The following is a 14101-nucleotide window of genomic DNA, read 5'->3' as shown; positions in this document are numbered from 1 at the left end:
GAAACTTTACATCTTTGAACCTTTTATATTTTACGCATAAGACAGAGAAACCTTTGAACCTTTGTAACTCTGAACCTAAAAAAACTTATTTATTCTTATCTTTTCTTTTCTTATCTCTTGTTTTTAGCATGTTTCTGTTAACAGATCCGTGCGTTTTCTTTTTAGTTTTAGAAGGACCTCCCAAGTTGATTTTCTTGTTCTTTTTGGCTTTATCATGAAAAGCTCCGTCACCATCTAGTTTTTGTTTTTTCATCAAAAACTTAACAGGTTGTCTGTCTTTTTCAGGCTCAATTAGTTTTATCGAAACTTCTACTTCTTCAGGGAAATCGGCAATCTCAAGTTCTCTGTTCATTAAAACTTCTACTTCTACTTTAAATTCCTCTTCACGTGGCGTGATGAAGCTTATTGCAGTTCCTGTTGCATCGGCACGACCAGTTCTACCAATTCTGTGCATATACAATTCTGGGAATTCAGGAAGTTCAAAGTTTATAACGTGAGTAATATTAGAGATATCTAAACCTCTCGCCATAATATCGGTAGTTATAAGTCCGCGTAGGTTTCCTTCTTGGAAAGAAGCCATCGTGCTCAAACGATAATTTTGTGATTTATTAGAGTGAATTACTCCAAACTGACCTTCAAAATCTTCTTCGATACGGTCATGAAGCATATCCGAAATCTTCTTATTGTTTACAAATACCAAGACACGACTCATGTTTTCGTTAGTTTGTAATAAGTGTTTCAGTAAGTTTACTTTGGTATTAAAGTTAGGAACGTTGTATGTAATTTGCTCAATGTTCTCTAAAGGTGTTCCAGATGCTGCAAGTGTAACTTCTTCAGGGAAATCAAAAAAGTCATTTAAAACCGCATCAACTTCATCTGTCATCGTTGCAGAAAACAATATGTTCTGACGTTTGGTTTTCATCATTGCCAAAAGTGCAGTTAATTGCGTACGGAAACCAAGATTAAGCATTTCGTCAAACTCATCAATAACTAGTTTTTGAGTTTCATCAAAACGAACTACCGCATCTAAGGCTAAATCCATAGTTCGTCCTGGTGTTCCCACCAAAATATCGATTCCTTCGTAAACAGCTTTCTTTTGTGTATTGATATTTACACCACCAAAAATACCTAATGTTTTAACCGACATGTATTTGGTTAATTTCTCAACTTCTTCTACAACCTGAACTACTAATTCACGTGTTGGAACAAGGATTACAATTTTTGGCGTATTGGTTGGAGTAAACTTGTATAGTTTTAATAAAGGTAATAAATAGGCAAATGTTTTACCTGTACCGGTTTGTGCAATTCCCATCATATCACGACCGGACATAATTACAGAAAAAGATTTTTCCTGGATAGGAGTAGGCGTAACGAAGCCTAATTCATCGATTGCTTTTTGTACGGATTTAGGAAGATTGAATGTCTCGAAAGTGCTCATTTGCATTAAATTTTGTGCAAAGGTACATTAAAATCATGGTTAGTTCACTAGAATCTTAGAGTCATCTGTTGATTTAGTGATATAACAACCTAATTATCAATCTTAAAAGCCTTCAAAAACGCCTAGTCCAAATAATGCAAAATCGTATTTTACTGGGTCAAGTGGATCCATTTTGCGAAGGTTTAAATCTAGTTCTGCCAGTGCTTTACCATCGTTTTGCTTTCGCGAAAGCAGTTCTAGTTTACGAGCGACATTTCCAGAATGTACATCGAGCGGACAAGAAAGTTTTGCAGGCGAAATATTTTTCCATATTCCTAAATCTACTCCTTTTGTATCTTCGCGAACCATCCATCTTAGGTACATATTAATGCGTTTGGCTGCCGAATTGTTTAAAGGGTCTGAAATGTGTTTTTGAGTTCTTTGTAAATGATCGATTTCAAAGAATGCTTTTTTAAATTCGTGAATGCTTTTTTGTAAACTATCTTTTTCCTGATTTTTAGAGAAAATAGCTTCTAAGCCGCCATGATTTTTATAAATGTGTTGCAATCCTTTTATAAAACTTCCAAAGTCTTTTCCGTTGAAGGTGCGGTGTACAAAATTTTCTAATCTTGCTATGTCTTCATCGTTGTGACTCATGATAAAATCGTAGGGCGTGTTACCCATTAATTCCATCATTTGATGTGAGTTTTTAATAATCATTTTGCGATTTCCCCATGCAATTGTTGCACTCAGGAAACCAGCAATCTCAATGTCTTCTTTTTGTGAAAATAAATGCGGAATCTGTACCGGATCACTTTCTATAAAATCCTGATTGTTATATTGAATGACTTTTTCGTCAAGAAAATCTTTAAGCTCAGTTTGATTCATAATTTAAATTGAAAGTATTTGTTATCCGGAAAGCCTTAGCCCAGATGGTAGTGGCATCCTTTTGTGGCGATGTTCGCCATAAAAGATATAACGGACAGCTGGAAGTAGCTTCTAACCAATAATTTGCCCATCCACCATTACTAATTTTCTATCGGCCATATTAGCAAGTTCTTCGTTATGAGTTACGATAACAAAAGTTTGTCCAAATTCGTCACGAAGCTGGAAGAATAATTGATGTAAATTCTCTGCAGAATGAGTATCTAAATTCCCTGAAGGTTCATCGGCAAAAATAACATCGGGTTTATTAATCAATGCTCTGGCAACTGCAACACGTTGTTGTTCTCCACCCGAAAGTTCATTTGGTTTATGATGTATTCTGTGAGATAAACCTAAATATTCTAAAAGTTTTTTAGCTTCTTTTTCTATTTCGCTTTTAGATTTATTGGATATAAATGCGGGTATACAAACGTTTTCTAATGCTGTAAATTCAGGTAATAGTTGGTGAAACTGAAAGATGAAACCTAAATTCAGATTTCTAAATTCAGACAATGTTTTATCTTTTTTACTTTTCTCTTTAAAATATCTAAAGTAATAAATAAATAGAGATACTATTGGTAAAAATATTGATACTAAGGTAACTGTTCCAAGCAAATCATCTCCTATTTTTGATCTAAAAAATAATAAGTATATGGCTAAAACTACAGCATAAATTCCTCCTATCCAAGTAACAATTCGAAGTCTTTTTTCTTGTTTCGAATTATCATTCTCTACATCCTGAAGTGCTAAAATATTTTCTCCATTGATTGTTAGAGAGGATTCCTTATTTCTTTCAGGTTTGTCTAATGTTCCTAAAATTTGTAAAAGTGTTGTTTTTCCTGCTCCAGAAGCTCCAACGATAGAAACAATTTCTCCTTTTTTTATATGCAAATCAACTCCTTTTAAAACTTCAAGTTGATCATAGAATTTATGTATATTTTTTGCCTTTATCATTACGAAACTGTTTTTACAAAGAAACAAAGATTCTACCGATATAAAAATGTGTTGTAACAGAATTTTAGGAACATTTTTTGGTAAAAGTAAATTGTAAAAAAAAGAAAGAGGATTCTAAAAAAGGAAATCTCTTTTTTGATGAAGATTATTTTAGGAATGAAATTTGATTAATGGTTACGGAATGATAAGTTTATTCAAAAAAAAATAAATAGATAATCTGTTCAAAATGAATTATATTTGAAGTAACTCAGGTTTTAATATATATTAAAATGGAAGAAAAAACACTTGTGAAAGACGAGAGAACAAAAAAACTTTTATTAGGATTGCTTTTTGATGCAATCGGTATGGTGAGTTTTACAATTCCTTTTTTAGGGGAATTTGCCGATGTAATTTGGGCGCCACTAGCTGGTTTCTTAATGACTTATATGTATAAAGGTCGAGTAGGGAAGGTGGCAGGAATCTTAACTTTTGTCGAAGAGATACTTCCGTTTACAGATATTATTCCATCATTTACCCTAACATGGATTTATACTTATTTTATTCAAAAGAAAGATAAGCATATTGATAACGATATTATTCTTTAAACAAGAATCCTAGCCCCATATTTTTAAGCATTTTTTTCTCGAAGTTCCAGAAAAAACGGAATTGCCCAAAAATAGCTCCTATTGCTACAAGTAATACTTGGTAGATAGGGAAAATAATTATTAAGCGGATAAGGGTAAACCAAAAGCCAAAATCTTCTTTTGTAATTCCTAACCAAACGCAAAAAGGTTTTGATAACCATGCCGAAGTAGAACCGGTTATAGCAAATACAATAAATATGATAGTGAGTTGAAAATTAGAAGTAATCCCCCAACGTTGTTTTAATTTATTCATTTCTATTTATAATGAATACAAATATAGTAACATTATCTTGATGGGACATATCCTGCTAGCTTTTGTTTGTAAGTATTTTGAAAATAAATCATGTAGTTGTAAATTAAGTAATTTACCTCGTATCCATAATTAATTGTAGGGTCGTAATCAATTCTCATTTCGTATAAATTGGGACTGAAACGCTGTGGTTGTAAAACCCTGTTATTCCATTCACGTACATATTGTTGGTTTTTATTTTCAAGATAAGCTTGCGAATAATAATTTCGAGGTAATGCCGTAGAAGCTAGCCAGGTACTAAAACCGTTGTCTATTATAATTACTTCATATTCTAAATCGTCGTTTGCAATACGAACTGTATCGTTTACCGATGTAGCAGGTTGTTTTGTAATAGCCATACTTGTTTTTTTAGTAGAACACGCAACGATAACAAATAGAATAAGCAATATGTAGATACTATTTTTCATGGTCTAAAATTGAGATATAAATTTACAAAAAAATCAGCGAAGGCCTTTCTTATTTAACAGTTTTTTCATGGGAGGTTCTGAGGAGCTAAGGTTTAAAGGTTTTCTGTAGAGATGCACCGCAGTGCATCTAAAAGGTGCAAAGGGACAAAGGTTTTTTAGGAAGGTACTGAGGTACTAAGGTTCAAAGGTTTCTTGTTGGGGTGTAATTGCATATCTTTTTAGGTTCAAAGGTTTTCTGTAGAGACGCACCGCAGTGCGTCTAAAAGTTTCAAAGGGACAAAGGTTTCTTATTGAGGCGCATAATTTTTAGGTTCAAAGGTTTTTTAAGAAGGTACTGAGGTACTAAGGTTCAAAGGGACAAAGGTTTTTTGTTTGGGTGCATAATATTTAGGTTCAAAGGTTTCTGTATAGACGCACCATAGTGCGTTTAAAATCTTCAGAGACACAATGTTTTAGTAATAAAAACATCAATAAACATACTCACAAAAAAAGCTGCTTACATAATTGTAAACAGCTTTTGATTATTTTTTTAACTTAGAATTTAGAAACTTTAAACGTACTGAGTTGCGTCTCTATAGAAAACCTTTGTGTCTTTGAGCCTTAGCACCTCAGTACCTTCCTAAAAAAAACTATTTCCCGAATAATTTACCTAGTAAACCACCTATGCCACCGCTTTTGTTTCCTAGTGCCATAGCATCGCTAACATCTACTTTCCCGTCACCATTTTGGTCTAAGCCAAATTGAGTTCCGTATTTAGAAATTGCATCCATAATACCCGAAGCTTGTCCTCCGTTACCAGAAATAGCAGTAATAATATCTGAAATTTGAAAGCTACTATCGTTTGAGTCTTTTGCTTTCCCTACAAGAGAACCTAAAATTTGCGGAATCATACCTGCAGCAACACCACTAGATGCTTCACTACTTAATCCAAATTTTTCTCCAAGATTACCAGACAACTGTTGTGTTATTTGTTGTACAACAGGGTTCGAACTGTCAATAGGTGATTTTCCGCTAAATAAACTGGCGAGTTGTTCTGCGCCACCTTCCGAAGCAATTTTTTGCAATCCTGCAAAAATAGAATTACTTGTTTCACTTATTACAGCTTCATTGTGTTCATTAGGAACAGCGGGGTTGTTTACGACTGCACTGCCTCCGTATTGTTGCACTAATTGGGTTAATTGTTCAAACATGATGTTTACATTTAGATTAGACGACAAATTTAATAAAAAGAAAGGGATTTACTACAATGCGCAGTAAATCCCTTTAAAGTTAAACTATTTTTTAATTACTTAACTCAACAAAGTAATAATTTGTGAAGCTAGTTCAGTACCAATTCTGTCTTGTGCCTCTCCAGTTGCGGCTCCAATGTGTGGAGTCAAAGAGATTTTTGAGTGCATTAAAATAGCCATTTCTGGTTTTGGTTCGCTTTCAAAAACGTCTAAACCAGCAAACGATACTTTTCCGCTATCCAATGCTTTTACTAGCGCCACTTCGTCGATAACACCTCCGCGAGCACAGTTTACGATTCCAACACCATCTTTCATAATTTCAAATTCTTTCTCTCCAATGATGTAACCATTTTGAGCAGGAACGTGTAAAGTAATGAAATCAGCTTCTTTAAATAAAGATTCTAATGATTGAGACTCTATTGTTGTCGTGATAGATTGACCGTCAAAGAATTCAACTTTTACATCAACCTTTGGAATAAAACTATCAGCAGCAATAACTTTCATGCCTAAACCAAGAGCCATTTTTGCAGTAGCTTGACCAATACGACCAATACCAACGATACCAAGAGTTTTACCTCTTAATTCAGTACCATTTGCATACGCTTTTTTCAAACCATCAAAGTTTGTGTCACCTTCTAAAGGCATATTTCTGTTAGAATCGTGTAAAAAACGAACTCCATTAAATAAGTGTCCAAAAACTAATTCAGCAACAGATTCTGATGATGAAGCTGGAGTATTAATTACATGAATTCCTTTGCTTTTTGCATAGTCAACATCAATGTTATCCATACCAACACCACCACGACCAATAATTTTTAATCCTGGGCAAGCATCAATAATATCTTTACGTACTTTGGTAGCACTACGTACCAAAACTACATCTACGTTGTTTTCGTTTACAAAATTAGCTACTTGTTCTTGAGCCACTTTTGTAGTTATAACTTCAAATCCACCTTTTTCTAAAGCTAGAATTCCACTTTTAGAAATTCCGTCATTTGCTAATACTTTCATTTTAGTTTATGTCTTTGCGAGGAACGAAGCAATCTCATCCTCGATATTAATTTTTTTCTTTTTTAGGAGCTAATCCCGCTATTCGTTACAATCTTTTATTTTTTAAAGAAAAAAATAAAAGGATTTCCACTTCTATCGGGGCTAGGAATCCGGTATTCAATTACTGTTTTTTGTGTAAAAGGATATTTCGATTAAACAGTTAACCAAATTAACGATTAACCGAAGAAAGCGATTAAACTTTCGCTTCCAAAGCTTTCATTACATCTACCAGTACCTGAACGCTTTCTATAGGCATTGCATTGTATATAGATGCTCTGTAACCACCAACTGAACGGTGACCTGGTAAACCAGAAATGTTGGCTTCTTTCCACATAGCATCAAATGTTGCAGTATGGTCAGGATTGTTTAATAAGAAAGTAACGTTCATGTTAGAACGATCCTCTACAACTGCAGCTCCTTTAAATAAAGGGTTTCTGTCAATTTCTGCATAAAGTAGCGCCGCTTTTGCGTCGTTTAATTTCTCAACGGCTGCAACACCACCTTTTTCTTTAATCCATTGTAATGTTAATAATGAAACATAAACTGCAAAAACAGGAGGAGTATTATACATACTTTCTGCTTTAATATGTTTAGCATAATCTAACATGCTAGGAATTGTTCTACCGTTTTTCTCTAAGATTTCTTCTTTAATAACTACCAAAGTAGTTCCTGCAGGACCCATATTTTTTTGAGCTCCAGCATAAATTAAATCAAATTTTGAGTAATCTAAACTGCGAGAAAATATATCCGAACTCATGTCGCAAACTACTGGTACACTCGTTGTTGGGAATTCTTTCATTTGAGTTCCAAAAATGGTATTGTTACTTGTACAGTGAAAATAATCTGCATCGGCAGGTATTTCGTAACCTTTTGGAATATGGTTGTAATTTTCTTCTTTAGATGAAGCTACAGTAATAGTTTCTCCAAAAAGTTTTGCTTCTTTTATAGCGGCAGTTGCCCAAGTTCCAGAATCTAAATAAGCTGCTTTACCATTCTCTTTCATTAAGTTATAAGGAGCCATTAAGAATGCTGTACTTGCACCACCTTGTAAAAACAGGGCTTGATATCCTTTTCCTTGAAGTCCTAATAATTCTAAAGCAAGAGAACGAGCTTCTTCCATTACAGCAACGAAATCTTTACTTCGGTGCGAAATTTCTAAAATTGATAATCCTGAGTCATTAAAATTTAAAATAGCTTTTGATGCTTTCTCAAAAACTTCTTGAGGTAAGATACTTGGTCCTGCGCTGTAGTTGTGTTTTTTCATGGTGTAGTTAAATTCCAATATTTTTTAGAAACGCAAATTTCGGTAATAGCGCCCGAAAAATCGTTAAATTATTCGCAATAATTATCAGATTTTAACTTATGTTATTAACAAAAACGATATAGTATCTATATTGTCTGCATAATCCCACAAATCAGGAGTTTGCGTTTTTCCAAATAAAATGCTGTTTTCTATCAGGTTATCGCTTACAATGCATTGAATTTGCTCATTCTCAGCTTGTAATCTTTGTTTTAAATCTTCAATATTATTGTAGGTTTCATAAAAAACACTCGAAATAGGAGAGGCGTGACTTGTATCTTCTTTTAAAGTTAAGAAGCCATTATCTAGTAATTTAAAATTACTCATTAAGAAAACTGCCTTATTGTAATCGTAATTGTTAGCGTATTTTTCATAATGAATAACATCCTGATATTCGAAAATTGCTTCAAAAAAAGCATCAAATTTATATCCTTCAGGAACAAATAGTTTAGAAACATTTCGGCATCCTAAACCAAAATATCTAAATATATCTTCACCCAAAGCAATAAGTTGCTCTTTAGTTTCTTTTCCGTTTAAAACGGCAATAGAGTTTCTGCTTTTTCGAATAATCGAAGGTTTATCTTTAAAATAGTATTCAAAATAACGTGCCGTATTATTACTTCCTGTAGCAATTACAGCATCAAAATTTTCTAGTTTTCCTTCCACGAAAGTGATTTTATTAGCAAAATCAGGATTGATAGCAATAAGATATTTCGCCAAGAAAGGAAGTAAATGTTGATCATTAGAAGATGTTTTTACCAAGACATTATGTCCGGTAATTAAAACAGATAGAAAATCATGAAAACCAACTAGCGGAATGTTTCCAGCTAGTATTAAGGCTACGTTTTTACTTTCTTTAACAGAGTCAAAAGAATAAGCAGAAAGCCATTTATTAAGGTTCTCTTCTGTTAAAGCATTGGCCCATGATTGGATAGAAAAAAAAACTTGTTCAGGAGTGTACCAACCGTTATGTGATTGAGACAAGTGAATCAGTTTTATGAAATCATCAAAAAACAAGTCATTACATAAAACATTATTGTGTTTTTTACAATCATTTTCTGAAAATTGGCTCAAAAATTTGCCCAGTTCTATAAAAGATTGTTTTTTTTCGTTTTGTAACATAAGTAATTTGTATATGAATAGTTTTGATTGTAATTTTGCACAAAAATAAGGATAAATAAGTCGAAAGTCAAAAGTCATTAAGTCAAAACGCTAAAATGCTCTTTTTTGTTTTTTTTTGACTTTGATAACTTTAAAGCTTTTAACTTTAAGACTAAAAAACAATGGCAATAATTATAACCGACGAATGTATCAATTGTGGTGCTTGTGAACCAGAGTGCCCAAATACAGCAATCTATGAAGGTGCTGATGATTGGAGATACAAGGATGGAACAGCTTTAAAAGGAAAAGTAATTTTGCCAGACGGTACAGAAGTTGACGCAGATGATGCTCAGACTCCTATTTCTGACGAAGTTTATTATATCGTTCCGGGTAAATGTACAGAATGTAAAGGTTTTCATGATGAACCACAATGTGCGGCAGTATGTCCTGTAGATTGTTGTGTACCAGATGATAATCATGTAGAAGATGAAGAGACGCTATTAAACAGACAAGCGTTTTTACATAACGAATAAATACTAAAGTCTTTTTAGATTTTAAACATAAAGAAAATCCTGGGTTTACGCTCAGGATTTTTTTGTATATAACCTTTTTTTTGTATTGTATTGGTTTTTAATGTTTTATTTGTAGTTTTATAGCGGTTAATTTTTTTAACAAAGCCTATGAAGAGACTTATACTTTTATTTATTGTGTTTTTTAACGTGAGTATTTTTGCACAAAGCAAAGAATATTCTATAATCGTAAAAGATATAGAAACGCAGTTGCCGATAGAAAATGCAATGGTAGTTATAATGAAAACTAAGCAAGTTTTATTGAGTAACGAAGAAGGTAAGGTTACTTTTATGTTAACAGGAGCTTCAAATGTTCAGACTTCCGAGACAAATTATGAGAGCTTAACAACTCGTTGGATAACTTTAAAAGGGAATGAATTTGTAGTTTATTTAAAGAACAAGAAGAATAAGTTAACCGAGATTGTTGTGTCTAAAGAATCTCCACAAAAAATACTTCAAAAAATTGTCTCTAATTCGGTAGAAAAACTAACAATGCCATATCGATTAAAAGTATATGTACGAGAGTATTTTATGCTTGATGATAAATATTCGTATTATAATGACGGACTTGTAAATTTTCAGTTCTCAGGAAATCGCAAAAAAGCAACAACAACATTATTGGTAGAGCAAAATCGATCTTATGGTTTGTTAGAAGCAGATGTAAGTGCTGATTTAAAAGGATATAATCTGAATAATATCATGGAGAATTATTCTAATTTGGATTATTTTGAGCCTATTTTAGATTCAAAAGCAAAAAAAGAATATGATTTTATAGTAAAAGGATTTCCGGGTAATAAAGACTATTATGTAATGAGTATTACTCCGCTGGACAAGTCTAAGAAGGAGATGGATAGTTTTGAAGTTATTTATGACCACAAAAAAAAGATAATTATTGAGTTTACGTGTGCTTTGATTCCTGCAAAACCAGTTGAAACGGAAGAAAAACCAGATGTAGGTTCTAAAAATATTACGAGATCATTCATAAAAGTAAAATACAGAATAGATGGGTCGGATTATTATTTATTGAGTTCTAACGAAGAAATAGCTTATAATCTTATTTTAAAAGACAAAGTCAAGAATATTCAAGTTCGGAATAGTTTTATAACGACCAATTTCAATAAACAAAAATTCACTTATAACGAAAGCGATGTTTTTAAAGAAAAAACACTCTTTAATAAAAAGAATAAAATCCTAACCAATTACTGGGATGTTTCGGGATTTACCGCCACCGATAAAGAAAAAGAAATAATAAGTTCTTTAGATTATAAGTTGTGAATTGTGAGATGTAATCTTTATATAAAAAAATCCTGAGTTTGATGCTCAGGATTTTTTTTGTTTTGTCAGGCTGAGTCCATTCAACTTCGCTCAGGCTGATAAAAGAAAGGCATTGTATTAAAACGTAAATCCAAGTCTTGCATAGTAATACGCTCCGCTGAAACCCATTTGTACAGCGTCCCAATATCCACCAGCCTCAGTATTTCCTTGTTCATCTTGTTTTGTTGGGTAAACATTAAATAAATTGTTACTACCAACACTTAATTTTAATGATTTTGTAAGCTGGTATCCTACAGTTAAATCTGTTACAATTCTTGGGTAATACGTATCATCTTCATCACCATAATCTACTAAAACTACTTTGCTGAAATGGGTAAAAGCTAAACCAGCATCAAATTTATGACGAGCATAATTTAAGTTCAAACCAAATTTATTTTTTGGAGCCGAAGCTAATAAAAATGCTCTATCGCGTCTTCCGAAAAAAGTTTCTTCGGGTAAGCTGCCATTTTTTATATTGTCAATTTTCATGTTATTGATGTTTCCTACCAGTGTTGCACTAAATAGCGATTCTCCAAATTTTTTCTTCCATGCAAGAACCAAGTCCAATCCAGTTGTTTTAGTATCAACACCATTAACGAAAAATTGAGCTTCAGAGACACCAATGTTTAATGCGGTTGCATCAAAATAACCCGTAAGTACGATACGATTTTTTACTTTTATAAAATACCCATCCACAGTTGCTGTAAAATCACCAAAAGTTGCAGTGAAACCCAAAGAAGCGTTCAACGCTTTTTCTTCATCTAGTTTTTGGATACCAAAAGCGCGGGTAATTGGGCTGTTATTTGGCGCAAGCAATACTTCTGTTGCTCCACCAGCATTAAAGTTTGTAAAATGTAGATTATAATATATTTGTGCCAATGATGGAGCGCGGAATCCAGTACTTACAGATCCTCTAAAATTGATATTTTTGCTCGCTTTTAATCGCATAGCAAGTTTACCATTTAAAGTGCTTCCAAAATCGCTATAATTTTCAAAACGAACTGCACCACTAATTAAGAAAGCATCTGTAATATCTAGTTCGGCATCAGTGTACAAAGATAAATTAGTACGACCTTTATCAACAGTGTTTAGAGGACTATATCCAGGGAAACCTTGAGAGCCTCCAGGTCTTGGATTGCCAGAAATAGGATCTATTGGAGCATTTTGATTTGCGGGATCTCTTATCGGAATTCCGTTTGTGTCATAAGTAGCGTAAGAGCCTTCATCGCCAGCAAAAATGGTGAAATTTTCAGTACGATATTCAGCTCCAAAAGCTAAGTTTAGTCCATCAAGAACAGAGTCGTAATTTTTAGAAAAATCAAAATTAGTAGTGTTTTGTGTCAGCGTATGACCTCCAGCATCAAACTCAGTTGGAGATGCAGCTTCAAGAGAAGCATTTATAGTTCCTTTTATATAATAGTGAAAAAGGTTTTTTCCGTACGTATTACTAATATCTATTTTCCATCCACCAGTAGTTACAGTTCTAAATCCTGCGGATAATGAGTTGTCAATAATATTCGATGTAATTCTTGGTGTGTATCCGCCAGGATATATAGATTCTACGACTCTCTCGCCATCATTACGAGTAAATGCATAAGCATCAGTATCTCTGTAATTTCTTCCTCCAAAGGCGTAGAACTCCGTTTTATCCGAAATTGGGATAGCAATATTTGCAAAAAGATTAAAACTCTGAATTGCAGCATCTCCAAAACCTTTTCTAAAATCGTAAGCAGGGCGAAGTGTTTTGTTTTTGTTGATATATTCAGTAGTAAAATTAGCAAATCCACCTTTTTCTCCAATGGCAACACCATAATTGGCAGCAACTTTTACCGAGCCACCGTCAAAATCTTGATTTTTTCCATACGAGTTTCCATTTCCGTTTTTATCCAAACGGTATCCCTTAGTGTTAGGAGTTCCAGGAAGAAAATCACCTTTGGCTTTAGTATTAAAAACTCCGTAAGTAACCGAGCCATTCAGTTCGTTCATATTGTCGTTTAGTACGATATTAATAACTCCCGCAATAGCATCAGAGCCATATTGAGCCGCCGCACCATCTCTTAAAATCTCAATTCTTTTTATAGATGAAGCAGGAATAGCATTTAAATCTGTTCCAGTATTTCCGCGTCCACGAGTTCCAAATAAATTTACGAGAGAAGATTGGTGTCTTCTTTTACCATTTATTAAAACCAAAGTCTGATCAGGACCTAAACCACGTAAAGAAGCAGGGTCAACGTGATCTGCTCCGTCAGATCCAGATTGTTTGTTAGCATTAAAAGAGGGAGCTATATATTGCAGTAATTGATTAATTTCTAGTTTTCCGCTTTGTGTAGTAACATCTTTTATGTTAATGATATCAATAGGTACAGCAGAGTTTACAACTGTCCTTTTGGTGTTTCTGGAACCAACAATTACAACGTCTTTTAAGGTTTGTCCGCCGTTTTCGTTCATAGTAATATCGATAATGCCACTTGTAGCATTTTTTTCGGTATTTGTGTACCCAACATAACTAAAAACTAAGACTGCACCTTCTTTAACCTTAATAATGTAACCACCTTGTATGTCGGTAGATACTCCGTTATTAGTTCCTTTTTCTATAATGTTTACCCCCGGAAGCGCTACGCCATTATGGTCTTTTACGACGCCACTAATTTCTTTTTGAGCAAAAAGAAATGTAATATTTAGTATAAATACTAATACTGTAAATTTTTTCATAATTAATTGAGTTTGGTTTTGTTGTTTGGTTAGATGTTTAGCTAAAAGTAATTCTTTTTAACAAAATATTAATATAATGTTTAATTTTTTTTAAGGGTTTGTTTAAAAGTGTATTAATACGCAGTTTTTGTTCGGCAACGAAGTATTAAATCTTATATTTGCAAACTTTTAAAAGCGAGAACATAAATTTC

Annotated in this window: 12 protein-coding genes and 2 pseudogenes; 3 read left to right on the top strand and 11 right to left on the bottom strand. The window is 33.3% G+C overall.

What is annotated here, in order from left to right; all coding sequences use genetic code 11:
- Positions 1–85 precede the first annotated feature (85 nt).
- From B8T70_RS13560 to B8T70_RS24420, 4 genes and pseudogenes are all read right to left on the bottom strand, one after another.
- Positions 86–1438, bottom strand: coding sequence for a DEAD/DEAH box helicase (locus B8T70_RS13560; RefSeq protein ID WP_086895200.1), 1353 nt, complete (start codon positions 1436–1438; stop codon positions 86–88).
- Positions 1439–1540: 102 nt separating this feature from the next.
- Complete coding sequence (locus tag B8T70_RS13555; protein WP_086895190.1) at positions 1541–2305, bottom strand: TIGR02757 family protein; 765 nt, start codon at positions 2303–2305, stop codon at positions 1541–1543.
- A gap of 111 nt (positions 2306–2416) precedes the next feature.
- Positions 2417–2866: pseudogene (locus tag B8T70_RS24425) on the bottom strand (ABC transporter ATP-binding protein); the annotation flags it as partial.
- Positions 2867–3061: 195 nt separating this feature from the next.
- Positions 3062–3295 (bottom strand): annotated as a pseudogene (locus B8T70_RS24420) (ATP-binding cassette domain-containing protein); the annotation flags it as partial.
- Between the two features lie 269 nt (positions 3296–3564).
- Between B8T70_RS24420 and B8T70_RS13545 the strand changes: the two are divergent.
- Positions 3565–3879, top strand: a complete 315-nt coding sequence (locus B8T70_RS13545) for a hypothetical protein (protein WP_086895188.1) — start codon at positions 3565–3567, stop codon at positions 3877–3879.
- Here B8T70_RS13545 and B8T70_RS13540 read toward each other — a convergent pair.
- The 6 genes from B8T70_RS13540 to B8T70_RS13515 all read right to left on the bottom strand — a co-directional run bounded on the left by B8T70_RS13540 (position 3869) and on the right by B8T70_RS13515 (position 9336).
- Complete coding sequence (locus B8T70_RS13540; protein WP_039112657.1) at positions 3869–4171, bottom strand: DUF6787 family protein; 303 nt, start codon at positions 4169–4171, stop codon at positions 3869–3871. The two genes, B8T70_RS13545 and B8T70_RS13540, sit on opposite strands and share 11 nt — an antisense overlap.
- Before the next feature lie 32 nt (positions 4172–4203).
- Positions 4204–4635, bottom strand: a complete 432-nt coding sequence (locus B8T70_RS13535) for a DUF6146 family protein (RefSeq protein WP_086895187.1) — start codon at positions 4633–4635, stop codon at positions 4204–4206.
- A gap of 629 nt (positions 4636–5264) precedes the next feature.
- Positions 5265–5825, bottom strand: coding sequence for a hypothetical protein (locus B8T70_RS13530; RefSeq protein ID WP_039112659.1), 561 nt, complete (start codon positions 5823–5825; stop codon positions 5265–5267).
- 99 nt (positions 5826–5924) lie between these two features.
- Positions 5925–6875, bottom strand: a complete 951-nt coding sequence (locus B8T70_RS13525; protein ID WP_039112660.1) for a D-2-hydroxyacid dehydrogenase — start codon at positions 6873–6875, stop codon at positions 5925–5927.
- 232 nt (positions 6876–7107) lie between these two features.
- Complete coding sequence (serC, locus tag B8T70_RS13520; protein ID WP_086895186.1) at positions 7108–8178, bottom strand: 3-phosphoserine/phosphohydroxythreonine transaminase; 1071 nt, start codon at positions 8176–8178, stop codon at positions 7108–7110.
- 96 nt (positions 8179–8274) lie between these two features.
- Positions 8275–9336 (bottom strand): acyl-CoA reductase, encoded by a 1062-nt coding sequence (locus tag B8T70_RS13515; protein WP_086895199.1) that lies wholly within the window; start codon positions 9334–9336, stop codon positions 8275–8277.
- Between the two features lie 161 nt (positions 9337–9497).
- On the opposite strand from B8T70_RS13515, the gene B8T70_RS13510 reads away from it, so the two are divergent.
- Together B8T70_RS13510 and B8T70_RS13505 are read left to right on the top strand one after the other, a co-directional pair.
- Positions 9498–9848 carry a 4Fe-4S dicluster domain-containing protein gene (locus B8T70_RS13510; RefSeq protein ID WP_035624858.1) on the top strand — a complete coding sequence of 117 codons (351 nt, stop codon included), beginning with the start codon at positions 9498–9500 and terminating at the stop codon, positions 9846–9848.
- Between the two features lie 147 nt (positions 9849–9995).
- Positions 9996–11159 (top strand): hypothetical protein, encoded by a 1164-nt coding sequence (locus tag B8T70_RS13505; protein ID WP_086895185.1) that lies wholly within the window; start codon positions 9996–9998, stop codon positions 11157–11159.
- A gap of 117 nt (positions 11160–11276) precedes the next feature.
- Here the strand turns inward: B8T70_RS13505 and B8T70_RS13500 are convergent, their stop codons facing one another.
- Positions 11277–13910 (bottom strand): TonB-dependent receptor, encoded by a 2634-nt coding sequence (locus B8T70_RS13500; protein ID WP_086895184.1) that lies wholly within the window; start codon positions 13908–13910, stop codon positions 11277–11279.
- Between the last annotated feature and the right edge of the window lie 191 nt (positions 13911–14101).

Source organism: Flavobacterium sp. AJR (assembly GCF_002156885.1).
Taxonomy (GTDB): domain Bacteria; phylum Bacteroidota; class Bacteroidia; order Flavobacteriales; family Flavobacteriaceae; genus Flavobacterium.
The sequence above is the reverse complement of the archived record's forward strand: the minus strand, read 5'-3'. Positions and strand labels throughout refer to the sequence as shown.

Coding starts and splice junctions, on each gene's coding strand:
- B8T70_RS13510 (WP_035624858.1), top strand. CDS start 9,498: ATGGCAATAATTATAACCGACGAATGTATCAATTGTGGTGCTTGTGAA.
- serC (WP_086895186.1), bottom strand. CDS start 8,178: ATGAAAAAACACAACTACAGCGCAGGACCAAGTATCTTACCTCAAGAA.
- B8T70_RS13535 (WP_086895187.1), bottom strand. CDS start 4,635: ATGAAAAATAGTATCTACATATTGCTTATTCTATTTGTTATCGTTGCG.
- B8T70_RS13525 (WP_039112660.1), bottom strand. CDS start 6,875: ATGAAAGTATTAGCAAATGACGGAATTTCTAAAAGTGGAATTCTAGCT.
- B8T70_RS13500 (WP_086895184.1), bottom strand. CDS start 13,910: ATGAAAAAATTTACAGTATTAGTATTTATACTAAATATTACATTTCTT.
- B8T70_RS13560 (WP_086895200.1), bottom strand. CDS start 1,438: ATGAGCACTTTCGAGACATTCAATCTTCCTAAATCCGTACAAAAAGCA.
- B8T70_RS13515 (WP_086895199.1), bottom strand. CDS start 9,336: ATGTTACAAAACGAAAAAAAACAATCTTTTATAGAACTGGGCAAATTT.
- B8T70_RS13530 (WP_039112659.1), bottom strand. CDS start 5,825: ATGTTTGAACAATTAACCCAATTAGTGCAACAATACGGAGGCAGTGCA.
- B8T70_RS13555 (WP_086895190.1), bottom strand. CDS start 2,305: ATGAATCAAACTGAGCTTAAAGATTTTCTTGACGAAAAAGTCATTCAA.
- B8T70_RS13505 (WP_086895185.1), top strand. CDS start 9,996: ATGAAGAGACTTATACTTTTATTTATTGTGTTTTTTAACGTGAGTATT.
- B8T70_RS13545 (WP_086895188.1), top strand. CDS start 3,565: ATGGAAGAAAAAACACTTGTGAAAGACGAGAGAACAAAAAAACTTTTA.
- B8T70_RS13540 (WP_039112657.1), bottom strand. CDS start 4,171: ATGAATAAATTAAAACAACGTTGGGGGATTACTTCTAATTTTCAACTC.